This is a genomic window from Thermodesulfovibrionia bacterium (assembly GCA_030646035.1).
In the GTDB taxonomy this organism is placed as follows: domain Bacteria; phylum Nitrospirota; class Thermodesulfovibrionia; order UBA6902; family UBA6902; genus JACQZG01.
In genome coordinates this window covers 73,223-96,042 of sequence record JAUSMY010000040.1, presented here as the reverse complement: position 1 = coordinate 96,042, position 22,820 = coordinate 73,223, and the positions used below count along the sequence as shown (strand labels likewise).

Genomic DNA, 22,820 nt, shown 5'->3' with positions numbered 1-22,820 from the left:
TTGACTGATATTCTATATCGAGGCGTTAAGAAACTTACTTTAGTATAATAAACCATGTCGTCAGGAGAAAAAAAGGGATGGGATGATCTGAGGCGCCTTTCGCCTGAAAATGTCTGCGAATCGGCCGGGGTGGTTTTTGATAATAGATCAGAAACCTATCATATGAAATCGTTTGGAACTGACATCACAGTCTTTCCCAAAGATGAGATGTTTTCCGGAAATTCCAATCTGAGCGAGATCATACTTCAGAGGCTTGGTTACTTTTCAAGGCTGTCTATGATCTCATATCTCGTTAACTTTAAGAACATACCGCTTTCAGGGGAACTACTGAAACCCTTAAACTTAAAAGGCGGAGATATCTTCTTCAGAGGGTCTCACCTGCTGCCTCTTGATAAACTTGCTGAAAGATACGGCAATGATGCTGACGCCTTTTTAAAGAAAGGGAAGGAACTTGGCGGTGAAGAACTAAAGTTTGGTGATGCGTCTCTTAAGCTCCACCCTTTTCCAAAATTCCCGGTCATACTGATATTATGGCAGGCAGATGAGGAGTTTCCCGCCCGCTTTGATCTTCTGCTTGATTCCAGCTCAGAACTTCAGCTGCCGATTGATATCATCTGGTCTATCGCCATGATGAGTTTGCTGATAATGATGTAACCCGCCGCTGCCGCAACGTATTTTAATTCCTATCATTCAAAGTGAAAAAATGCGCACCCTTATGTTATATTTCATTATATTACTTACCTCTATTAATCCTAAAACTGTAATACTTTAAAGGAGGCTGAAATGTCAGAAGAAAAAAAGGTGCATGTCCCCCTTCCAAAAGAGACCCGCGCGTTTGTATGCGCAAATTGCGGAGCTGTAGCGCTTGATCAAAACAATATCTGCAAAGTACAGGGTATGGTAAAGAAGGCTGACTGGTGCGGAAGTGCAGGTGTCCATCCGCCGTCATTCTGCCACAACAAAGTGCACACAGACAGGTACCAGTGCAAAAAATGCGGAAAGGTCGCGATCAATTCTGAACTGCTCTGCGAACCTCAGAAGCTTGAGATCCCAAAATAAAGCTCCATCGCTTTTAAACAAAAGGTATATTATGGATGATCTGAAAAATTCTGAACCCTGGCGCATCTTCAGGATACAGTCTGAACTTGTTGACGGCTTTGAGACCCTGCATGACCTTGGGCCGGCTGTAAGCATCTTCGGCAGCGCCAGGATGACGCCTGGATCATTTTATTACGAGATGGCGGTAGACCTCGGGAGAAAGCTCTCGGAAGAAGGTTTTGCAGTCATAACCGGCGGCGGGCCCGGCATAATGGAAGGCGCAAATAAAGGGGCAAAGGAAGGCATCGGCAAGTCGGTCGGCCTTAATATCGAGATAGCTGCAGAGCAGATACCGAATAAATACCAGGATATCTCGCTCTCATTCAGGTACTTCTTTGTAAGAAAACTTATGTTCATAAAGTATGCCAGCGCCTTTGTGATATTCCCGGGCGGTTTCGGGACTATGGATGAACTATTTGAAGCGCTGACTCTCTCACAGACACATAAGATAGGCACTTTCCCGATCGTCCTCGTCGGTAAGAATTACTGGGGCGGCCTCGTAGACTGGTTCAAAAATAATCTTGTCAAAAATAACGCTATCGATCCTGAAGACATGGGATTGATCTCTCTTGTCGATGATGTTGATGATGTCTGCAAGATACTGAAGGAACACAGAAAGCACTTCGAATCAAAATAGATCCATCAGCCTTCTTCAATATCCTTTTTATTGAGAATGTCTCCATTATAGAAATCGATATGTCAAAAACAGCAAACATAAAGGTCAAAAAAGCCTCAGGAGCTGTTGAAGACATCAACCTGGACAAGCTTCATGCTTCACTTGTACGCTCAGGCGCTGACAGTGAAAAGGCAAATGAGATAATTGACCTGATGCTTGATGAGATACCAGCAGTTACCAGCACCAGAAAGATCTACAGGCTTGCCAAAAAACATCTCCGCACCCTCAACCATTCGGCAGGGCTCAGATATTCTTTAAAAAACGCCATCTTCCGGCTGGGCCCTTCAGGATATCCTTTTGAGAAATATTTAGGCGCGGTCATGACGAATTACGGCTATAAGGTCAAGACCGGCGTTATCATTGAAGGCAATTGTATCGATCATGAAATAGATGTCTATGCCGTAAAAGAAGACGAGGTCTCACTCGTAGAGTGCAAATACAGAAACACCCCCGGCGGTACTACGGATGTAAAGACCGCGCTGTACGTGCACTCAAGGTTTCATGACCTCTGGCCGACCATGAAAGCGCTTTATCCTGATAAAACCTTCAAAGGCTGGCTTGTGACCAATACGCGCTGCACCACTACCGCTGTCACATACGCAAAGTGCATGGGCCTCAATATCAGAAGCTGGAGCTACCCTGACGGAGACAGCCTGCAGAAGATGATTGAGGATAAAAAACTCTACCCTGTCACAATTATTTCAGGGATCAAGTCCGGGATTATCAGCACACTTATCAAAGAAGACATCATCCTGCTTAAAGACCTCGCAGTGATGAGTGAGGGCAGGATTGCGAAGATGCTCTCCCTTACGCCCAGAAAAGCCGCAGCATTAAAGAAACAGGCTGATGATCTGTGCCTGTGTTAAAGACATTTTAAACCCTACTAAACTCTCATCCACCACTATCTACCGCACTTCCCGTATAATATCTGACATGACACCAGAAAAACTTACATTAAAGATCGAACGTCCGGTATACGGCAATGTATATATAGCGAAGCTTGAAGGCAAGGTAGTGATGGTCAGCGGACAGACCATGCCCGGCGAGACGGTTGAAGTTGTAGTGGATAAAGATAGAAAGGATTACATCACTGCTACTGTGTCAAAGATAATCGAGCCCTCCCCTGACAGAGTAAAGCCGGAGTGTGAATACTTTGGAATATGCGGAGGCTGTCATCTTCAGCATATACCATATGAGCAGCAGATAAAGATGAAAGAGGATATCCTCAGCAACTGCCTCAAGAGGATAGCAAAGACCGAGATCGGCCTCTCAGGGTCATTAGTGGGGAATAGTCCGTGGAAGTACAGGATCAGGGGACAGTTCAAGGTTGAGGGCGATGATTCAGGCTTTTACAAAGAGAATACGAGAGATGTGGTTAATATAAATAAGTGCCTGATCATGACAGATGACCTTGATCAGCATTTCCAAAAAGCAAGAGAACTGGTAAAAATGCATGGGATCAAAGAGCTGCATATAACATCAGGAGACAGGCCGGTCGCTCTTTTAAGGGTCTCAAGGGAATTCCCGCATAATGTAGACATGAACAGTTTGGTCTCAAAATTCACAGATGCCGGATTTCCCGGGCTCTCGATCGATACCGGAGAGACAATGGCATTGAATTTTGGAGACCCGTATCTTTCTCTGGAACTGGATGGCCTTAAATATTCTGTCTCCCCGATGAGCTTTCTCCAGAGCAACTGGGATGTGAACATAGCAATGATCAGGCTGATAAAAAAGGAGCTGCAACTCACAGGCAAAGAAAAGATCCTTGACCTCTACGCAGGCGCAGGCAATTTCTCTCTGCCATTGGCTGAAGGATGTGAAGTGACAGGAGTCGAGGAGAACCCGTATGCCATTGATGACGGGGCAAGGAATCTGGAGTTAAACAATATAACCCGCTACAGGTTTGTGAAGTCCAAGGCTGAAGAATTTCATACTGAAGAGAGACCTGACATACTGATACTTGACCCGCCGAGGCTCGGGCTTTCCAACAAGGTGACAGATAACGTCCTTCAGATGCTGCCGAAAAAGATCTTATACATATCCTGCAACCCGACGACATTTTCAAGGGACATCAAAAAACTCCTGACAAGATACGAGTTAAATTCGGTCAGGATGGTCGATCTCTTCCCTCAGACATTTCATATCGAATCAATGGCGGTCTTAAGTCTCAAGTAAGTGCGCCGGTTCTATTTCCTGTGTGTAGATGCCAGGCAGGAAACAAACTCTCCGCCGAGAAGAACGATGCATGATGAGTAATATACCCAGACCAGGGCGAAGATGAAGGTCGTAAGCGAACCGTATATCATGCCGAGATCAGCCACATTCTTCACATACCATGTAAAAAAGTTTTTCCCAATATCCCACAAGATAGCTACAAGCACAGATCCCAAAAATGCGTGCAGAGGACGCACCCTTGCCTTTGGAACTATCATGAATATCGCAGTGAAAACGGAAAGCACAAGCAAATAAGGGGCTATATATTTCAGGAAAATTCCCAGCTTTACACCAACCGCTATTCCAAAGATATTCATCGGATGGCCGTGAAAGATCACTGCAAAAGAGCTGAGCGTAAAGGCGAGTATTAAAGATAACATGACCAGCGTCACTATCAGGATGGACCACAGTATAGATATGAGAAAATGCCTCTTTTGCGGGACATCAAATATCACATTCATGGCATGCTCCATTGAGTAATAGAGCTGCAGCGAGAGGAAACAGTAGACCAGGAAGGTAAAAAAGCTTATCCCCCTGAATATGATCAGGTTCTGCAGTTCAGCCGTTACACTGCTTGTAACAGAAGGAAAAGCGCTTATAAGTCCGGCGAGGGCAAACTGATATAGATCCTGGCTCTCCCCGATAAAATACCCGAAGAGCGCGAGTATCATCAGGCTCAGAGGCACAATGGAAACGATAAGAAAATATGATATTGAGGCAGAGAGATATAAACAGTCGTCCTGAATGAAAGCATTCAGGCTCCTTCCAAAAGATCTGATGACATGCATTATGGCCTTTTCTTAACCTCGCTCTGTCTCACGAATATACTTAACGGAACACCCTTAAATCCGAATGACTCCCTCAAATGTTTTTCAATGAACCTGATATATTGAGGCTTCATACCCTCTTTATTATTTGTAAAGATGATAAATCCCGGAGGCTTCGTCTTGATCTGGGTTATGTATTTGATCTTGACACGCTTTCCCGCGTGCATCGGAGGCTCTTTAAGTTTGACCACCTTTTTAATAAAGAGATTAAGCTGGTTGGTGCTGATCCTCTTGGAACTCTCTGCAATGACCTCATCCACAAGGGAAAAGAGGTTAGTGACCCTCTGCCTGTTCAATGCGGATACCGTCAATATGGGGACATGCCTCATGAACCACATCTTCTGATATACTTCAGCCTCCATCTTTTTGAGCGACATCTCCTCCTTATCCACAAGGTCCCACTTGTTCAGGAGTATTATCGCGCCCCTGCCTGACTCAAATATCAAGCCTGCGATCTTCAGGTCGAGTTCAACAACACCTTCAGACGCGTCAAGGACCATCAGCACAACATCGCAGTTCTCAACATTCCTCACCGTCCTCATGAATGAATATTTTTCAAAGGTCTCTGCCATCTTGCCCTTTCTGCGGATACCGGCGGTATCAACAAGCACATAGTTCTTTTTGTAGTATGAGCATATTGAATCAACAGCATCCCTTGTCGTGCCGGGCACATCGCTGACTATCATCCTGTTTTTGCCCAGAAGGGAATTGACAAGCGTGGACTTTCCGACATTCGGGCGTCCCAGTATCGATATCCTCGGATATTCTGATTCCTCTTCATCAAAGTCAGGGATCAGCTCGGTAACCTTTTCCATAAAGTCATGGTAACCATAACCGTTCAGCGCTGAAACAGGGAATATATCAATACCCGCTGCATAGAAATCAGTCAGAAGGTTCTTCTCTTTATTTATGCCGTCGATCTTATTTACCGCGTAAAAGGTTTTTTTACTGTATCTCCTAAGAAGATTGATAAGCTCCATGTCAGCAGGCAGAAGGCCGCTCTCCGCATCCATCATCATGATCAGGATATCAGCCTCTTCCACCGCAACCAGCGCCTGCTCCCGCACCTCGCTATCCATATCCTTAGAAGGCTCTGTATGGATACCGCCCGTATCAATGACTATGAACCTCTTGTCATCGTATTTGGCTTCATCATACAGCCTGTCCCTTGTGATACCCGGGATATCCTCGATCACAGCACGCCTCTTGCCCACCATTTTGTTAAAAAGGGTGGATTTCCCTACATTCGGCCTTCCTACTATCGCAACGATCGGTTTCTTCATAATATTGATAGTAATTATAGCACAGGCAATGGAGGCTCCTTTCGCATAATGAACATAAATATTATTTTCATTGACAATAATGTTTGCTTTTGATTAAATGGAACGTTACCAATCTTCCAAATATCTAAGGAGACAAAATGCCAAAATTGAATTATATGAGTAAATTATATTTGATCGTTATTCTCTTTTTTGCCGGCTCTTTGCAAATTGCTGATGTTGTCTATGCGGTTCAGGGCGAGACCACACGTGTAAGCATTGATTCAGCCGGAGTGCAGGGTAACAGTCACAGTTGGTATCCTTCCATATCCGCTGACGGAAGGTATGTGGCATTTGAATCTGAAGCCAGCAACCTTGTCGCAGGCGATACAAACGGTCTTAATGACGTCTTTGTCCATGACCGCTTCACAGGAGAGACCAGCCGTGTAAGCATTGACTCATCCGGCGCGCAGGGTAACAATATCAGCGGGACACCCTCAATATCCGCAGACGGCAGGTATGCGGCATTTATCTCCGATGCCAGCAACCTTATTGCAGGAGATACAAACGGTTTTACCGATGTCTTTGTCCATGACCGCACCACAGGCCAAACCACCCGTGTAAGCATTGACTCATCCGGTGTGCAGGGTAACAATGAGAGCTGGTGGCCCTCCATATCAGCAGATGGCAGGTATGTGGCATTTGAATCCGATGCCACCAACCTTGTTGCAGGAGACACAAACGGTTTTACCGATGTCTTTGTCCATGACCGCACCACAGGCCAAACCACCCGTGTAAGCATTGACTCATCCGGTGTGCAGGGTAACAGGTATAGCTGGTCGCCCTCCATATCAGCAGACGGCAGGTATGTGGCATTTGAATCCGATGCTACATACCTTGTTGCAGGAGACACAAATGGAACTTTGGATGTCTTTGTCCATGACCGCACCACAGGCCTGACAACACGTGTGAGCATTGACTCATCTGGTGCGCAGAGTAACAGGTTCAGCTGGTCGACCTCCATATCAGCAGATGGGAGGTATATAGCAATTAACTCTGATGCCACCAACCTTGTTGCAGGAGACACAAACGGTTTTGCCGATGTATTTGTCCATGACCGCACCACAGGCCAGACCACACGTGTGAGTATTGACTCATCCGGAACGCAGGGTAACAGTCACAGTTGGTTTCCTTACATATCCTCTGACGGAAGGTATGTGGCATTTGGATCCGATGCCGACAACCTTGTTGAAGGCGATACAAATGGATTTACTGACATCCTTGTCCATGACCGCACAACAGGCCAGACCAGCCGTGTTAGTATTGACTCATCTGGAGCGCAAGGCAACAGTTTTAGCTGGTCTTACTCCATATCCGCAGACGGGAGATATATAGCAATTAACTCTGATGCCACCAACCTTGTCGCAGAAGATACAAATGGATCTGCTGACATCTTCGTCCATGACTTTCTTGGAGAAACACCCGGCAGCGGAGGAGGCAGTAGTGGATGTTTCATAGCAACTGCGGCATACGGCAGTTACTTTGAGCCGCATGTTAAGGTACTGAGAGACTTCAGAGACAAGGTGCTCTTAAAAAATTCTATCGGCAACGCCTTTGTGAAGTTCTACTACACAGGCTCGCCTCCGATAGCAGACCTTATCAGCAGGCACGAAAGCCTGCAGCTTGCGACACGCCTTGCACTCACGCCTCTGGTCTATGCAGTAAAATACCCAGGAGTTGCTGCTTTGACGCTATTGGGGCTTGTGATAACCCCTTTCATCAGGAAGAGAAAGCATGCGGGTAAGATATACTAGTTATAATTGACCTTAGATATATACGCATGTTATATTTGCAACTTACCATGACCGAACATAGCGCCATAATAGAAAAAATACTGCGGCTGAAAGAAAAAAGAAATGCCTTGATCATAGCGCATAATTACCAGCGTGACGAGGTTCAGGAGCTTGCCGACTTCACAGGCGACTCTCTGGAACTTTCCCGAAAGGCGGCATCAACTGACTGCGATGTTATCGTATTTTGCGGTGTGAATTTTATGGCGGAGAGTGCATCCATACTCTCTCCTGACAAGACGGTTCTTCTTCCCGAATTGACCGCCTTCTGCCCCATGGCTGACATGATAACTGTTGACGGGCCGAGAAATACGAGAACAGAATTCCCCGGGTATCAATATACTGACGCTTACACCTACCCCTCTGACTTCACACTGAAGGACATAAAAAAAGCGCATCCAGGCGTGCCTGTTGTCACTTATGTCAACACTACTGCAGCTGTAAAAGCAGAGAGCGACATATGCTGCACATCAGCCAACGCAGTCAAGGTGGTTGAATCACTCGCCTCCGACAGGGTCATATGCATCCCGGATAAAAACCTCTCCGCATGGATAGCAAAAAATACCAAAAAAGAGGTAATCGCATGGGACGGCTTCTGTCATACTCATGACAGGATCAGAAAAGAGGATGTTCAAAAGGCGAAGGCTGAACATCCCGGCGCCCTTGTCATGGCTCATCCTGAATGCAGGCTTGAGGTTCTTGAGGCTGCTGACCATGTTACAAGCACATCAGGAATGCTGAGATATGCCGCTGCGTCTGACGCAGATGAGTTTATCGTAGGCACTGAGATCGGACTTCTCTACAGGCTGAGGAAAGAGAATCCCGGCAAGACATTTTACACGTTAAGAAAAGATATGATATGCCCCAATATGAAGAAGACCACGCTTAACAGCGTGCTCAGGGCGCTTGAGACGATGACAAATGTTATTAAGGTGCCGGAAGAGATAAGGATACCCGCAAAGAGAGCTCTCGACAGGATGTTAGAAATTTATTAGGTTTTGCTTTATAATCTGAACTATGACCGCATTGGCTAGCGAACAGACAGGCAAAGTGAAGAAATTCATAAAGTTCATCACCTTTGTCAACATGCCTATTAAGGAAAAGTTCATATTCTTTTTCTTTGGCGTCCTCTTCTGGTTTATAGTTATGTTTGTCATTGGGATGGGAAGCAGCATCGTGATAGATTCCAAGACAGACAAGATAGTCAACCACCTGATCCCTCATGAAAGAGTCACCCAGAAGATCATACGAAATCTCCAGTCCCTCAGTATTGACATATCAGAAATTGAGGCAATGCCTGATACAGAAGGAATTGACAGGAAGATAGCGGTTTCGAATGCAAGGATAGCTGATATATTATCTTTCACTGAAATATTGTCCCACGGCGGACAAGCGCCCGATATCAACAGAGACAGCAACGCTCTTATAGATAATGTCTCGATCCCGGCTTCTGATCATGATCCAAACACAGAGACTTACACCCAGGCTATAAAGACAAACATCAATGCCATTGGATCAAAGATCTCACTGATAGCAGATATGAATAAAGGTGTACCTGCCAATATAGATCAAGATAAGGGCAGTCTTGATAATTCTATCGATGAAACAAAAAAGCTTCTTTTGGAATCCATATCTATATCTAATGCATACTCTGCCAGCGAAGCATCCAGTTACGCTGAAAACTCAGAGAGCATCAAAAATGTAACAAAGACCATGATATACACTTTCATAGGTGTGCTTTTCATGGCTACCACTCTCCTTATAATCTTTACTATCTCCATTTCAAGGTCGATAGCCCGGCCGGTCAAGGCAATAATTGAGCAGATAAGGTTAGTCGGAGAAGGAAGAGTGGATATTACAAACAAGATAAAGGTGAGCTCAAAAGATGAGATAGGGGTACTGACCCAGGACTTCAATGACCTGATGGAAGAGATCAATGACCTTGTCACCTTCAAACAGATCATAGAAGAGGACGACAGCCTGGAAGACGTATATTCACGGCTTGCTCATATCTTTGACAGGTTCGGGCTTGATGAATTCATAATCTATGAAATATCAAACAGCCAGAACAAGATGAAGACAGTATCCCCCATCATCCTGAATGAAAATGACATAAACTGTAATCCCGACATACTTCATGACTGCAGCCTGTGCAAAGTGAGAAAGACCGGACATATTATATCTTCCTTTGATTACCCCAAGGTATGCAAACAGTTCAGAACAGACATAGACAAGATACATGTCTGCATTCCTATGCTGATCTCAGGATCTGTGGGCGGCGTAGTTCAGCTGCTTTTCAATAAGAAGTACTTCAGCGGCAAAGATAGAAGGGTATATAAAGCTGAGCAGTATATAAACGAGGCTGTCCCTGTAATTGAAGCAAAGAGGCTGACTAATACGCTCAAAGAGTCAGCTCTGAAAGATGCGCTTACAGGCCTTTATAACAGGAGATTTCTGCAGGAATATACAGATACGCTCATAGCCGGTGTCCTGAGAAGAAAGAAGAATATCGGGCTTATAATGTGCGACCTCGATTACTTCAAACAGGTCAATGATATTTACGGCCATAATATCGGCGATGAGATCCTCAAAAAGACTTCAGAAGTCATAAGGCAATGCGTTAGAGGTTCGGATCTTGTGATACGGTTCGGAGGAGAGGAGTTCCTCTTGATAACGCTCGACATTGAAGAGAATGAAACAATGGAGATAGCTGAGAAGATCAGAAAGACCATGGAGGAGACCAAGATCAAGGTCTTTGACGGGGTAATAAAAAAGACCATCAGCCTCGGTATAAGCGAGTTCCCCAAAGACACTGACGCCTTCTGGCAGGCTATCAAGTATGCTGATGTGGCCCTTTACAAGGCAAAAGAGACCGGCAGGAACAAGGCAGTAAGGTTCACACAGGATATGTGGACGGAAAATGAGTTTTAGCCTGCCGCGCTCCTGAACTATAAATAACATCCCCTATCTTGAGTCGCGCTATGAACCCTCTTTCAAAACTTATAATTGAAAAGATAAATAAAGACGGCCCGATCACTTTTGAAAAGTTCATGGAGATGGCGCTCTACTATCCTGAACTCGGCTACTACTCAAACCCTGCGGTTGCTATAGGCCGTCAAGGCGATTTCTACACAAGCCCGCATCTCCACCCTGTATTCGGCGCGATGATAGCAAAGCAGTTAATCGAGATGTGGGAGATACTTGGCAAGCCGTCTGAATTCCATGCCATTGAGATAGGAGCAGGCGAAGGCTATCTCAGCAAAGATATCCTTGACCATCTGACCGGACGATCTCATGAGATTGTGAATTCATTAAAGTACGCTATCATTGAACCATTTGAGCACTTTGAGAAAAAACAGAGGGAGCTTCTTGCAGAGCATGAAGAAAGAGTAACGTGGTTTCAGTCACTTAAAAATATATCTGCCCAAATAAATGGCTGTATATTTTCCAACGAACTTCCTGACGCATTCCCGGTTCATATCGTTGAGATGGATAATGACTTAAAAGAGGTTTTTCTGATTTATGATGAAGGCGGTTTTGTTGAGATAAAACAGGATGCCAAGACTGACGGATTAATAGATTACATCGGACAGTTTGCCTCAAGATTTCCACAAGGCTATAGAACTGAGATCAATCTCAGGATAAGGGAATGGCTCCATGAAATAGCATCTATATTGTCGAACGGTTTTCTCATGACGATCGATTACGGTTACACTGCGAAAGAATATTACAATGAAGAAAGAAACAGAGGCACCCTCCTCTGCTATCACGATCATCAGATAAACGAAAACCCATATGAGCATGTAGGGGAGCAGGATATAACCGCTCATGTCAATTTTTCATCCGTTAAAAAATGGGGAGATGAGGTCGGCTTGAGAACATTGGGCTATACATCACAGGGAACGTACCTTGTCGCTTCCGGCATTGACGAAATGATCACGGAACTATATGCCGGCTCGCCTGATTATTCAGCAGAGATAAAAAAGATCAAGGGACTGATAATGCCTGAAGGAATGGGAGAATCACATATGGTCATGATCCAGTACAAAGGCGAAGGCAATCCTGAACTCAGAGGTTTTTCTTTAAGGAATCATGTCAGGAAGCTGTAACATAGTTATAAGTTAACAGAGATGAAATACAAGCGCTTAGAAATCACTCCCCACGCTTGGTAAAATACTCTTCAAGCCTCTTCAGGCTCTTCTTAACATCTTTGATACTGTGCGCCTCTAAAGTATAAACACAGTCAACCCCTTCAATCATCCTGAATAAGAGGTTGAAATCAAATATCCCGTCACCTATGGCAAGATGGTCATCGCCGAGCCTGCTGTTATCATGCAGATGAAGCTCGGCTATGTAGGGTTTAATAACCTCGATCCACTCTGTTAATGAGATCGATGAAAAGAGATTGAAATGCCCGGTATCAAAACATACTCCGAAATTCTTTGAATTCATCTCCCCCATCAGAAGCTTTAAGTTTGCAGGTTCTTCCTCAAAAATGTTCTCTATCGCGATCTTTATGCCCATATCAGCGGCCATATCATTTATAGGCTTCCAGGTCTCCATGCTCCTCTCAAGCCAGATGTCAACGCGTTTATCGTATTTCCACTTGTCATATCCTGAATGAAAGACAACGACATTGGGCTCAAGTAATTTAGAGTAATTAAGAACATCAACAAATCTTTGTATCGTAACTTCTCTCACCTTTGAATCAACTGCTCCGGGTGAAAGATCCATGAATGGGGCGTGTACCGATATCTCAGGCCCGTAATCCAGCTTCTTTTTAAGTCCGAGGATATCATCCCTGTTCAGCTCATCAGCCTGTTTGGAACCAAAGTATATCTCAAGGTTCAATTTCTCAGACCTGATGAACTTAAGATATTTATCTATCGCATCATAAGGGACATGAACATGAGGGCGTATCTTTCCTGATGGATATTTCATAATGCGGTCACTCTGTCTTTGCAGTCTCTTTCTTTTTTGAATCCTTCTTTTGATCGGCAGATGCCTCTTTTTTGCCGGCAGACTTCTTCGCCTTCATGGCCTTCTCTCTATTTTCAGAAGGATAATCAGTAACATACCATCCGCTTCCTTTCAGGACAAATGAGGTGTTTGTGATCATCTTTTTAAGCTTTCCGCCGCATTCATTGCATTTGGAAAGAGGCTCATCATTCATCTTCTGGATCACCTCAATAACTTCATTGCACTTTGTACATTTATATTCGTATATCGGCATAACTCCTCCTTACTAACCTTTGAACCTGAATACAAGATAGAATAACACAGCTGTCAGCACTATAAAAATTATCATATCACGTCTTTTCTTGACAAGGGCATGTCTCTGTGTTAATTACTCAATATGTGGGAATATACTGAAAAGGTCAATAAGCTTTTTTTGCACCCCCAAAATACCGGGGAGATCGAGAATCCTGACGCTGTAGGTGAGATAGGCAGCATAGTCTGCGGTGACGCGCTGAAGCTCACGCTGAAGATAGATAAAAAGACAGACACGATCATTGATGCAAAGTTTCAGACATTCGGATGCGCAAGCGCTATCGCCTCATCATCCGCGCTTACTGAACTGATAAAAGGAAAGACAGTTGATGAAGCATTGCAGGTCACAAATAAGGATATCGCTGAATACCTCGGTGGGCTTCCCAAAGAGAAGATGCACTGTTCTGTGATGGGACAGGAAGCGCTTGAGGCTGCTGTCGCCGATTACAGAGGAGAAGCGCACCCCGAAGTTGAGGAAGGAGAGATAGTCTGCAAGTGCTTCGGCGTGACCGACCAGAAGATAAGGCGTGTGATCAAGGAGAACGGCCTGCGTACTGTTGAGGACATAACCAATTTCACAAAGGCCGGAGGCGGCTGCGGTGACTGTATTCCAAAGATCGGAGATATCCTTCTTGATGTATTAGGTAAAGAGGCTGGGAGAAAGACAGCGAGTCCAAAGAAAGAGATGACCAATATCAAAAAGATAGCTATGATACAGGAAGTAATTGAGAAAGAGATAAGGCCGAGACTCCAGGCTGATGGAGGGGATATTGAACTCATAGATGTCCAGGGCAACAGGGTCATAATATCTTTAAGAGGAATGTGCACTGATTGTAAAATGTCCGGCATTACGATAGGGGATATCAATAAGACATTGAAGGAACTCATAAGCGATGAACTGGTTGTGGAGGCTCAGTGAAAGAGGTCTATCTCGACAATAACGCAACAACAAGGGTAGCTGATGAAGCAAGGGAGGCTATGCTTCCATACTTAACAGAGCTGTACGGCAATCCTTCAAGCATGCACCTCTTTGGAGGCCAGACCCACAGGAGGATAGAGGAGGCAAGAGCAGAGGTTGCTGCGCTCATCAATGCCGAGCCTGAAGAGATAATATTCACCAGCTGCGGCACAGAGAGCGACAACACAGCCGTCATGAGCGCTCTTGAAACCAGCCGGAAGAAGCATATCATTACTACAAGGGTCGAACACCCTGCTGTCCTGAACTTCTGCAAAACTATGGCAAGGAGGGGATTTAATATAACCATCGTGCCTGTGGACAAACTTGGAAGGATCGACCTTCGGAATCTGGAGAGGTCAATAACTGAGAACACCGCTGTTGTCTCCATAATGTACGCCAACAATGAAAGCGGTGTTATATTCCCGATTAAAAAGATATGCGAGATCGTGAAGCCTAAAGGCGTCATCCTGCATACAGATGCTGTGCAGGCTGTGGGGAAAATTCCTGTTGATGTGAAAAATCTACCTGTTGACATGATGTCTATCTCAGGACATAAGATACACGCGCCAAAGGGCATTGGAGCGCTTTATGTAAGAAAGGGCGTAAGGTTCTCTCCATATATTATCGGGGGGCATCAGGAGAGAGGCAGAAGGTCAGGCACAGAGAACGTTGCCTCAATAATCGCCTTTGGAAAAGCATGCGTGCTTGCCAAAGATAATATAGATATTGAAAACACAAAAGTGAAGAAACTCCGCGACCGGCTTGAAGATGGATTACTCAGCACATGCCCTGACGCAATGGTAAATGGCGATACAGAAAGCAGGCTGCCGAATACTGCAAATATCAGCTTTGAGTATGTCGAGGGTGAGGCCATTCTGCTGAGACTGAATGAATATAATATCTGCGCATCATCGGGCTCGGCATGTGCTTCAGGCTCGCTTGAGCCTTCGCACGTGCTGAGGGCCATGGGAGTTCCATTTACAGCCATTCACGGCTCGATCAGGTTCTCCCTGAGCAGATACACAACAGATGAAGAGATAGGCCTTGTCCTTCAAAAGATGCCGGAGATCATAAGAGACCTGCGCTCACTCAGTCCTTTTGGAAGAGAAACATAGATGCCCGAAAAACTCTTTTATCCTGATTTGTTTTTTTTCAGATTTTATTCTAATTTATTAATAATCACATTTAAAAAAGGAGTCTCCTGAAATGGCAACCATACCGGATCGCAAAGAAATACTTATAGAAGACATCATGAAGACGATGGAGAAGAGGGATACTGAAGACCTTAAGAATATATACAGCGGAAACGATGTCAACAAATATTCGGATGAGGCTTTTGAAGCTGTAGGCAGGCTTCTTACCCAGAGAGGCGAACAGCTGCCTGCCAGAGACATGGAGAAGGAAAGAGATACGCGCCCTCCCAGGCCGAAGACCTTCCTCTCTATAGGATGGAGAGGTTTGCTTATATCCCTAATAGCATGGATTCCTCCCCTCTCCTACTTCTCTTATAGATCAGGGATAGAACCGGTACTCTATGCAGAACCAATGTACCAGGGAATAGGTTTAGCGGTCTTTTTAGTTATGGCGATTATTGCGGAAAAACTGGCTTACTGGGTGAAAGATTGATCCAGATATAAAGACCGGAATGAAGCAAGCATCAGATCAAGAGGAAGTGCTTTCGATGTTATGCTTTTCTAACCTGTACAAAAATGTCTTATAGCTCATCCCCAATAGCTTTGCAGCCTTTGACGCCACCCCGCCTGCCCTATCCATGGCCTTGCTGATAAGCTCTTTTTCCATCTTTTCAAAATTTATCCCCTCAGGCGGAAGATCAAAAGCAACGGAGCTTTCTTTAGTATCAACAAACTCAAGTTCGCCCTTTATGTCTCTCAGATTGACAGATCCGGTATCGTTCATAAGCACAGCCCTTTCAATAACCGATTCTATCTGCCTTATATTGCCCGGCCATTGATAACGTGAAAAAGCATTGAGAACAGCGGGCTCAACAGATTTTATTCTCTTGCCGAATTCCTTGTTGTATTTCTTCAGGAAAAAATCTACAAGTTCAGGGATATCTTCGATCCTCTCCCTGAGAGGCGGAAGATAAATGGTTACAACCTTGAGCCTGTAATACATATCTTCCCTGAAGTTGCCGGCTGCGATCTCCTTTTCCATATCCTTGTTTGTCGCGGTTATTATCCTAACATCTATCTTTATGGTCACTTTACTGCCTATTCTGCGTATCTCCTTATCCTGAAATACCCTCAGCAGTTTTGACTGTGTCACAAGGGGCAGGTCCCCGATCTCATCAAGAAAGAGAGTGCCGCCGTTTGCAAGTTCAAAAAGGCCCTCTTTCCTCGTGTTGGCCCCTGTGAATGCGCCAGGTTCGTAGCCAAAGAGCTCACTTTCAAAAAGATTCTCAGGTATGGAAGCGCAGTTCAGGGCTATAAAAGGCTTTGTCTTTCGCAGGCTGTTGTAATGGATCGCCCTTGCCGCAAGCTCTTTGCCTGTACCGCTTTCACCCCTTATAAACACAGTTGCAGATGAAGGCGCGACTTTTTTTACTACCTCCATGGCCTTCTGCATCTTTTCCGACTTCCCGACAATGCCTTCGATCTTGAATTTGCTGAAAAGCTCTTTATGAAGGAGCATATTCTCCTTGAGCAGAGAGGCCCTCTCGACCGCTCTTCTGACAGTCAGAAGCAGGCTGTTCTTTTCTATCGGTTTTGTAAGGTAATCAAAGGCTCCTTTCCTGACAGCCTCAACAGCAGAAGATATAGTGCCGTGCGCGGTGATGATAATCACAGACGGTTTGAAAGGCTCCTGGGGAACAGCCTCCATGAACTCGATCCCATCCATGCCTTTCATTCTTAAGTCAGTGAGTATGACCTCAGGCTGAAACTTCTTAATAACCCCAAGCGCCTCTTCGCCGGAAGCAGCGGTATGCGCCTCATACCCCTCTGCTTCCAATATCGTCTTAAGGATATCCCGCTGAAGCGGCTCATCGTCAACAACAAGTATGACCGGCATTTAATACTCCTTCTCTACTGGAAGAATGAATGTCAAGGTACTGCCGACACCTTCTGTACTTTCAAAAGCAACCTTGCCGCCGTGCTCTTCAATAATCCTTTTTGTAAACGCAAGCCCAAGGCCAAGGCCTTTGCTCTTTGTAGTCAAAAAAGGTTCAAAGACCTTATCCATCATATCCTTGTTAACGCCTACCCCGGTGTCTTTCACAGCAAGGGAGAAATTTGAACCTGACATCCCTGCCATTATCGTAAGAATACCCCCGTTAGGCATCGCCTCAAGTGAATTGATAATGATATTGTAAATACATGTTTTGATAAATTCAGGGTCAACATGAAGTTCAGGTATCTTCCGGTACTCTTTATGTATCTGTATATTCTCCATCTGAGCCTTGACCGATACAAGCTCAACAACCTCATCTATAACTTTTTCCATTTTAGTTCTCCGGCGATTCAGCTCAAAGGGCCTGCCGTATTCAAGAAAACTTTCAGCAAACCTGCTCACACGCTGTATCTCACCCTTCATATTCGTAATAAGAGAATCAAACTTTTCCGCCTGAACGGGATCTGAAGGTTTTGCCGTCTCCCTCATATGGTCGATAGAAAGGTTAATGAAGTTCAAAGGGTTCTTGATCTCGTGTGCTATATTCTGGGCGAACTGGCCTATGCCGGCAAGATGCTCCGCCTTTCTCAGTTTTTCAGTCATCTCCCTCTGCTCCCGCAATTTCCCGACCATGTAGTTAAAGCTCCTTGCCAGTTCCCCTATTTCATCCTTTCTGCCTGTATGAAGCTCCTGATCAAGGTCGCCGAGCGCAACCCTCTGCGCCGCTGTAACAACTTCCTCTATCGGCTTTGTGTATCGCTTTGCAAAAAAAACAGCCAGAATAGCTCCTATCCCGAATATGATAGAGGCGGCTACTATCCTTCTGATCATACTGGTCTGGAGAAACACAGAGAAGTCCTCAGTATTCAATGTCAGATTGATATAGCCCATTTGTTTGTCGCCTGAAACAACCGGGATCATTACATTGTAACCCTGATCCTCTCCTGTGACAGGTTCCCCCAGCTCAGCCTTGAATATCAGCTCCTTTTTGCTCTTCGATATCCATTTGCCGACATCCTTCGGATTTGTACTGGAGATAATCTTGTCTGACGTGCTGATAACAGATATCTCTTTTACGCCTTTTGCATTAAGCTTGCTAAGAAAGCCCTGCAGGCGTTTTTCATCTGTTATGCCGCTGCTCGTGGCCTCCTCCATGCCGATCTGTATCGCCTTTGAAAGCTCTGCAGTCTGTCTTTCAAACTCATTGAATATCGCTTTCTCTGACTGTGAATAAAGAAAGATAAGTATTGATATCAGGCTCAGGCTTAGAAAGAGCATCATAGCCACGAGTTTTTTGTGAAGAGACGATTTAAACAATCTATCTTGTATCATAGGATTTATATTCTCACCATCATAATTATATAACTTTTATAAAATCAGAATCTTGGAATTATTGATCAGGCAGTATCATCGGCTTCAACCCTGGCGCCAATAGGCGCAGGATATTTACCGGCAGGGAACTGGTAAAAGAATAATCAGAGGCTTCCTCGCCTGGCATGAATGCCGTAATAACACCATAATGACGGTCTCCTATAAAAAAGACAAAGGTGGCTGTCCTGTTGACCACTCTTGAACTGATAAGCTTTCCGCCCTTTCCAAATGTTTCAAACCGATTGTCACCTGAACCGGTCTTGCCTCCAACGGTCAAAGGGCTGCCGTCAGTCCCTTTAAATGCGCCTGAAACAGCGCGAGCCGTGCCGCCTTCAACAACTCCTGCCAGAGCCTTCTTCAGGATCCCTGCGACTTCCACCGGCATGACCCTTTCACCCTCAGCCGTCTTTAAAAAAAGCTCGGTCTCATACGGAGTGTCCTTGGCAAAGTTAAGCGATGTCACCTTGAGCACGGGCATGCGCAGCCCGTCATTGACTATGATCCCCATAAGTTCCGCAAGCGCGCTTGGCCGGTCTGCCGAACTACCGATAGAAGTGGCATATGACGGGACCAGAGAGTCAAATGGATACCCGAGTTTTTGCCATCCCTTGTGTATCTCCCTGAATGCCATTTCTTCGATCAATATCCTCAACCTGATATCCTGGGCATGTTTGTTACGGGGTGAAAAAAGCCAGGCGCTGGATTGCTCTCTCTCAACTATACTGGCCTGCACTAACTCCTGCCATTGCGCCTGCGGGTGTGCCTCCAAATAACCTATCGTCCAGAGTTCAAGCGGATGTCTGTGTAGTTTTTTAATAGCCCGGTCAAGCGGTACATCTTTATATTTTTCTACGAATCTGGAAAGAAAATCACGGGACTCTTTGTCAGCTGCAATGGTGAGAAGCTCCTTGCGTTTTACATTATTCTGGTCTTTCATTACAGCTGCTGTATCAATATCCAGACGAGCCGCATGATATGAAACAATATCCCGCATCAGGCGTACAAAGACAAGATTGACGGATTTTTGAAGCCCTTCATAAACCGTCATTACCCTGCTGTTATCGTCTTTGTTGAAATTCTCAAACCTGTGCTGCCCTCCTCCGGTAAAAAACACCTCGGACGGATTGCCGGAATATCTTCTCACCATTGCAGCCTCAAGAATCTGCAACAGGGTCAGCCCGGGTTTCGATGAAAGCTCTTCCGCCATCCATCTGGAGATTGGGTCTTTATTCAAAGCTGGATCAGTCCTCAGCGTCTCATGACTCTGACCGGACATCTTTTCATATGCCTCAGATATTATCTGAAGATAATGAGCAAGAGTTCTCAACTTTGCCGTTGAACCAAGATCCAGTTTTACGCCTTCATTTATATCCAGAGGCTTGTCCAGATTGTCCGCCTGCACCCTGAGGGCGTTGCCGGAAGGAGTTTTTTCATATAGAAGAACACTGTAGATCATAGTTCTCAGGTCGCCGTGTTTCAGCATGCGCTCCTGAGACAGTCCTGCAGACATTACAAATTCCTTGTCAGAGAGCTGTTCAAGCATATTCACGACTTTTTTCTGAACATCGGCATCCAGAGTAGTATTAACGGTCAGGTCCAGACGGTCCAGATCATAAAAGCCGGGTAAGTTTAGCACCTTGAGAAGATGATATCTGACAGCGTTCGGAGCTTTGCTTTCGGCAAAAGGCGCCTTTGTCACATTCATCTTGCCTGTCCTGAATTCAAGAGGAAGAGATTTCAACGCATCATGAAATTCCGGGCTGATCTCGCCTTCCTCCAACATCAGGTCTGTGAAATGATCAATCCTCTGCAATAGTGCCTGCCTGTTTTTCACAAGGTAATCGGTCGGTGCCTTCACCGCAAGAAAGAGCGCTATGACTTTTTTGAATGTTTCTGTGCGCAATTTTAGATCAAGAAGGGAGCTTTCCTTTAAACGCAGGATATCGGATGCATCCCTGATATCGGTGCCAAACCATGCCAATAAGCCCTCCCCAAGTCCGTTGACCTCCCCATATCCGGCTACAGATGCCAGCGGCATCGTATTAATATAGTCAGTTACGATCTCCCTTCTGGAGACCGTAGTATCACGGCCTGACCTGTATGCTTTGATACTTGCTGAAGTGATCTGGAGTATCTTTTCTTTAGCCCCTGAGGTACGGCCGCCCTCGGAATGCTGATACTTCTCAAGCTGTGTCGCCAGAGTGCTTCCGCCTTCAACCGTTATCGGCAGGCCGATCTTATTCCCGACATATTGAATTCCGGCCTTTGCCATGCGGTTCCACTCAAAAACCGGATTCTGTGTATCCCCTGTCGGCTTTAAAAGCTCGCGGTTCTCAATAAAGAGCAGTATCTTAATAATGTCCTCGGGGATATCCTCAAAGCTCGCATATATCCTCTCGCGCGGGATGCTTTCATACAGCGGCATTCCCAGCCTGTCAAGTATGCTTAATCCAGCCACATTTTTTTCTTTATATGGAGGAGTTATCCCATCCCTGACAGCCCTTTCAAGGGCCGGGCTGAAGCGGGCCTGACGGGTTATTTCATAATTATTTTTTCTCAGATTAATGACAAATGCAGGGATGGTTACATAACCGCGTCTTTCGTCAAATGGGCCTTCCTCAGGAAAAACAATACTCGGGCTGGGGCCGGAACCAAGTGTGAATTGCAATTTCCTGGCATAGTTTGAATAAACCCATGATTGAATGAAAGATGTCCGCCATTCGTAAATTATCACTGAAAGAATAATTACAGCGAAGTAAACCAACAGACGGGACCGCCTTGAGCGCCTGAGATGGTCTTGCAACCTAATTGATGACATTTTGATAAGAATGTGCCCGGATCAAATTAATGGTTCTGCGGATTGTATATTAAAACCTCTGAGCCTTCATGGATTGACCAGTACAATGCTTGGGCATCCTTTGCATCCAAAACCAGATTTAATACTCTGTACGGCCTCTTTTTTACAGTATGCCATACTGTAAGCATCGGCTGGGATATATACCATTTTAATGAATTGAAAATTGAAGAAAGGGCTGGAATAGACCCCTTGCTGTCCGGGCTCACTGAGACGGTAAGGTCGTCACCAAGTTTAAGGTTGAAGCTTACAGGCATGTCATCCAGTTCAAGCGCTTTAAGGTCGACTACAGGAGTGGTTGTTGCCGGGACAGGAGCCTTTTCATCTTTTTTTATGTTTTCCGGTATGACCTCTTCTCTGAGAGGTTCTGAACGCGCAGCCTTCGCGGCCATGACATAGAGTTTTACAGTATCAGCCTGTCCCCAGAATCTCTTTTCCTTGATCTCCAGATCTCTTAATACAATCCCGCGGGCTTTAAAGTATATCCTGTTTTTTTCCAGATCGAGGATGAAATAGATATCAGTTTTCTGCGCGAGCAGCAGCTCTGACCGAAGCAGGCGTTCTTCCGCCTGACTTGGCAGTGTTTCTGAAACAGCTTCCGCACTTAAAAAGAGGACAAAGAAGATATGGATTAAAAAGACGGCTCGCCAGAAATTCATCCTAAAAAAGTATCACCTTCGAACCTATCGGCGTATTCTTGTAAACATATTCAAGATCCTCGTCCCCAACTCTGACGCATCCGTGGGTCACACTTCTGCCAAGCAGTCTTGTATATAAAGTGCCGTGGATCAGATAACCGTTGCCAATGGAAAGGGCATAATCCCCCAGCATCCCGGTTTCAACCCTGTCCCTGTTATCAGTAGGAATCTCCTCTCCTTCTTCAACAAAGGCCCAGTCAGGCTTCACCCAGGCCGGGTTAGTGATCTTTGACTTAACAGTACGTTCACCCCTTGGCGTGTCAAATACCCATTCTCTCTTGCCGGAAGGGTCTTTCAATATGCTGCCGCTGCCGGTTGATATCACAGCCTCACGCAATATTTCCTCGCCCTTTTTCATATAAAGCCGGTTTTTTGCAGTGTCAATAATTATATATACTCCTTTGGGAGAAAGAGAGCTGATCTTTTTTCTAATAGCGGCAGGATTGCCATTGAATGAAGCAGCCTTGGTTTCTTTAGAATTATCCTTCTTACCGTCAGTATCAACAGCAGCACTGCTCCGGCCGGCAAGATAATACCCTAGTCCCTCAAGAGAAAAGAAGACTGCAACAAGCAGCACTATAAATATCTGTACCGCTCTTTTAATGATCATTA

At 45.2% G+C, this 22,820-nt stretch carries 21 protein-coding genes; 12 read left to right on the top strand and 9 right to left on the bottom strand.

Features of this window, described 5'->3' with window-relative positions:
- The first annotated feature begins 54 nt into the window (after positions 1 to 54).
- The 5 genes from Q7U10_06750 to Q7U10_06730 all read left to right on the top strand — a co-directional run bounded on the left by Q7U10_06750 (position 55) and on the right by Q7U10_06730 (position 3,952).
- A complete protein-coding gene (locus Q7U10_06750; protein MDO8282308.1) occupies positions 55 to 654 on the top strand; it encodes a DUF3786 domain-containing protein in 600 nt (199 codons plus the stop codon).
- Positions 655 to 783: 129 nt separating this feature from the next.
- Complete coding sequence (locus Q7U10_06745) at positions 784 to 1,059, top strand: hypothetical protein (GenBank protein ID MDO8282307.1); 276 nt, start codon at positions 784 to 786, stop codon at positions 1,057 to 1,059.
- 31 nt (positions 1,060 to 1,090) lie between these two features.
- A complete protein-coding gene (locus Q7U10_06740) occupies positions 1,091 to 1,735 on the top strand; it encodes a TIGR00730 family Rossman fold protein (GenBank protein MDO8282306.1) in 645 nt (214 codons plus the stop codon).
- 59 nt (positions 1,736 to 1,794) lie between these two features.
- Positions 1,795 to 2,640 (top strand): restriction endonuclease, encoded by an 846-nt coding sequence (locus Q7U10_06735; protein MDO8282305.1) that lies wholly within the window; start codon positions 1,795 to 1,797, stop codon positions 2,638 to 2,640.
- 67 nt (positions 2,641 to 2,707) lie between these two features.
- Positions 2,708 to 3,952 (top strand): class I SAM-dependent RNA methyltransferase, encoded by a 1,245-nt coding sequence (locus Q7U10_06730; GenBank protein MDO8282304.1) that lies wholly within the window; start codon positions 2,708 to 2,710, stop codon positions 3,950 to 3,952.
- An 11-nt stretch (positions 3,953 to 3,963) separates the two neighbouring features.
- Here the strand turns inward: Q7U10_06730 and Q7U10_06725 are convergent, their stop codons facing one another.
- Both Q7U10_06725 and der read right to left on the bottom strand, forming a co-directional pair.
- A complete protein-coding gene (locus tag Q7U10_06725; protein MDO8282303.1) occupies positions 3,964 to 4,779 on the bottom strand; it encodes a YihY/virulence factor BrkB family protein in 816 nt (271 codons plus the stop codon).
- On the bottom strand, positions 4,779 to 6,101 hold the full coding sequence (gene der, locus Q7U10_06720; protein ID MDO8282302.1) for a ribosome biogenesis GTPase Der: 1,323 nt from the start codon (positions 6,099 to 6,101) through the stop codon (positions 4,779 to 4,781). Before der ends, Q7U10_06725 begins: the two co-directional genes overlap by 1 nt.
- Positions 6,102 to 6,238: 137 nt before the next feature.
- Between der and Q7U10_06715 the strand changes: the two genes are divergently transcribed.
- From Q7U10_06715 to Q7U10_06700, 4 genes are read left to right on the top strand one after another with little or no spacing between them, the layout of a single operon-like run.
- Positions 6,239 to 7,891: a CFI-box-CTERM domain-containing protein gene (locus Q7U10_06715; GenBank protein MDO8282301.1), complete on the top strand. Its 1,653-nt coding sequence runs from the start codon at positions 6,239 to 6,241 to the stop codon at positions 7,889 to 7,891.
- A gap of 47 nt (positions 7,892 to 7,938) precedes the next feature.
- The gene (gene nadA, locus Q7U10_06710; protein MDO8282300.1) at positions 7,939 to 8,922 is read left to right on the top strand and encodes a quinolinate synthase; all 984 of its coding nucleotides are present in this window, start codon (positions 7,939 to 7,941) and stop codon (positions 8,920 to 8,922) included.
- 22 nt (positions 8,923 to 8,944) lie between these two features.
- Positions 8,945 to 10,858 (top strand): diguanylate cyclase, encoded by a 1,914-nt coding sequence (locus Q7U10_06705; GenBank protein ID MDO8282299.1) that lies wholly within the window; start codon positions 8,945 to 8,947, stop codon positions 10,856 to 10,858.
- 50 nt (positions 10,859 to 10,908) lie between these two features.
- On the top strand, positions 10,909 to 12,036 hold the full coding sequence (locus tag Q7U10_06700; protein MDO8282298.1) for an SAM-dependent methyltransferase: 1,128 nt from the start codon (positions 10,909 to 10,911) through the stop codon (positions 12,034 to 12,036).
- Positions 12,037 to 12,079: 43 nt separating this feature from the next.
- Here the strand turns inward: Q7U10_06700 and Q7U10_06695 are convergent, their stop codons facing one another.
- On the bottom strand, positions 12,080 to 12,868 hold the full coding sequence (locus Q7U10_06695; GenBank protein MDO8282297.1) for a sugar phosphate isomerase/epimerase family protein: 789 nt from the start codon (positions 12,866 to 12,868) through the stop codon (positions 12,080 to 12,082).
- Positions 12,869 to 12,875: 7 nt separating this feature from the next.
- Positions 12,876 to 13,160, bottom strand: coding sequence for a zinc ribbon domain-containing protein (locus Q7U10_06690; protein MDO8282296.1), 285 nt, complete (start codon positions 13,158 to 13,160; stop codon positions 12,876 to 12,878).
- Positions 13,161 to 13,283: 123 nt separating this feature from the next.
- Between Q7U10_06690 and nifU the strand changes: the two genes are divergently transcribed.
- The 3 genes from nifU (at position 13,284) to Q7U10_06675 (ending at position 15,782) form a co-directional block, all read left to right on the top strand.
- Positions 13,284 to 14,117 (top strand): Fe-S cluster assembly protein NifU, encoded by an 834-nt coding sequence (nifU, locus tag Q7U10_06685; protein ID MDO8282295.1) that lies wholly within the window; start codon positions 13,284 to 13,286, stop codon positions 14,115 to 14,117.
- The gene (gene nifS, locus Q7U10_06680) at positions 14,114 to 15,271 is read left to right on the top strand and encodes a cysteine desulfurase NifS (protein MDO8282294.1); all 1,158 of its coding nucleotides are present in this window, start codon (positions 14,114 to 14,116) and stop codon (positions 15,269 to 15,271) included. The genes nifU and nifS overlap by 4 nt, the downstream gene beginning before the upstream one ends.
- A 91-nt stretch (positions 15,272 to 15,362) precedes the next feature.
- The gene (locus tag Q7U10_06675) at positions 15,363 to 15,782 is read left to right on the top strand and encodes a hypothetical protein (GenBank protein ID MDO8282293.1); all 420 of its coding nucleotides are present in this window, start codon (positions 15,363 to 15,365) and stop codon (positions 15,780 to 15,782) included.
- Positions 15,783 to 15,818: 36 nt separating this feature from the next.
- Here Q7U10_06675 and Q7U10_06670 read toward each other — a convergent pair whose 3' ends face one another.
- The 5 genes from Q7U10_06670 to Q7U10_06650 all read right to left on the bottom strand — a co-directional run bounded on the left by Q7U10_06670 (position 15,819) and on the right by Q7U10_06650 (position 22,818).
- Entirely contained in the window at positions 15,819 to 17,186 is a 1,368-nt protein-coding gene (locus Q7U10_06670) for a sigma-54 dependent transcriptional regulator (GenBank protein ID MDO8282292.1), read from the bottom strand.
- Positions 17,187 to 18,617, bottom strand: coding sequence for an ATP-binding protein (locus tag Q7U10_06665; GenBank protein MDO8282291.1), 1,431 nt, complete (start codon positions 18,615 to 18,617; stop codon positions 17,187 to 17,189). It abuts the gene before it with no gap.
- A gap of 58 nt (positions 18,618 to 18,675) precedes the next feature.
- Positions 18,676 to 21,420: a transglycosylase domain-containing protein gene (locus Q7U10_06660; protein ID MDO8282290.1), complete on the bottom strand. Its 2,745-nt coding sequence runs from the start codon at positions 21,418 to 21,420 to the stop codon at positions 18,676 to 18,678.
- Between the two features lie 80 nt (positions 21,421 to 21,500).
- A complete protein-coding gene (locus Q7U10_06655) occupies positions 21,501 to 22,169 on the bottom strand; it encodes a hypothetical protein (GenBank protein MDO8282289.1) in 669 nt (222 codons plus the stop codon).
- 1 nt (position 22,170) lies between these two features.
- A complete protein-coding gene (locus Q7U10_06650; protein ID MDO8282288.1) occupies positions 22,171 to 22,818 on the bottom strand; it encodes a L,D-transpeptidase in 648 nt (215 codons plus the stop codon).
- Positions 22,819 to 22,820: the final 2 nt, after the last annotated feature.

Coding starts and splice junctions, on each gene's coding strand:
- Q7U10_06665 (MDO8282291.1), bottom strand. CDS start 18,617: ATGATACAAGATAGATTGTTTAAATCGTCTCTTCACAAAAAACTCGTG.
- Q7U10_06655 (MDO8282289.1), bottom strand. CDS start 22,169: ATGAATTTCTGGCGAGCCGTCTTTTTAATCCATATCTTCTTTGTCCTC.
- Q7U10_06705 (MDO8282299.1), top strand. CDS start 8,945: ATGACCGCATTGGCTAGCGAACAGACAGGCAAAGTGAAGAAATTCATA.
- Q7U10_06750 (MDO8282308.1), top strand. CDS start 55: ATGTCGTCAGGAGAAAAAAAGGGATGGGATGATCTGAGGCGCCTTTCG.
- Q7U10_06675 (MDO8282293.1), top strand. CDS start 15,363: ATGGCAACCATACCGGATCGCAAAGAAATACTTATAGAAGACATCATG.
- nadA (MDO8282300.1), top strand. CDS start 7,939: ATGACCGAACATAGCGCCATAATAGAAAAAATACTGCGGCTGAAAGAA.
- Q7U10_06745 (MDO8282307.1), top strand. CDS start 784: ATGTCAGAAGAAAAAAAGGTGCATGTCCCCCTTCCAAAAGAGACCCGC.
- Q7U10_06715 (MDO8282301.1), top strand. CDS start 6,239: ATGCCAAAATTGAATTATATGAGTAAATTATATTTGATCGTTATTCTC.
- der (MDO8282302.1), bottom strand. CDS start 6,101: ATGAAGAAACCGATCGTTGCGATAGTAGGAAGGCCGAATGTAGGGAAA.
- Q7U10_06650 (MDO8282288.1), bottom strand. CDS start 22,818: ATGATCATTAAAAGAGCGGTACAGATATTTATAGTGCTGCTTGTTGCA.
- Q7U10_06700 (MDO8282298.1), top strand. CDS start 10,909: ATGAACCCTCTTTCAAAACTTATAATTGAAAAGATAAATAAAGACGGC.
- Q7U10_06730 (MDO8282304.1), top strand. CDS start 2,708: ATGACACCAGAAAAACTTACATTAAAGATCGAACGTCCGGTATACGGC.
- Q7U10_06670 (MDO8282292.1), bottom strand. CDS start 17,186: ATGCCGGTCATACTTGTTGTTGACGATGAGCCGCTTCAGCGGGATATC.
- Q7U10_06690 (MDO8282296.1), bottom strand. CDS start 13,160: ATGCCGATATACGAATATAAATGTACAAAGTGCAATGAAGTTATTGAG.
- Q7U10_06735 (MDO8282305.1), top strand. CDS start 1,795: ATGTCAAAAACAGCAAACATAAAGGTCAAAAAAGCCTCAGGAGCTGTT.
- Q7U10_06695 (MDO8282297.1), bottom strand. CDS start 12,868: ATGAAATATCCATCAGGAAAGATACGCCCTCATGTTCATGTCCCTTAT.
- Q7U10_06740 (MDO8282306.1), top strand. CDS start 1,091: ATGGATGATCTGAAAAATTCTGAACCCTGGCGCATCTTCAGGATACAG.
- nifU (MDO8282295.1), top strand. CDS start 13,284: ATGTGGGAATATACTGAAAAGGTCAATAAGCTTTTTTTGCACCCCCAA.
- Q7U10_06725 (MDO8282303.1), bottom strand. CDS start 4,779: ATGCATGTCATCAGATCTTTTGGAAGGAGCCTGAATGCTTTCATTCAG.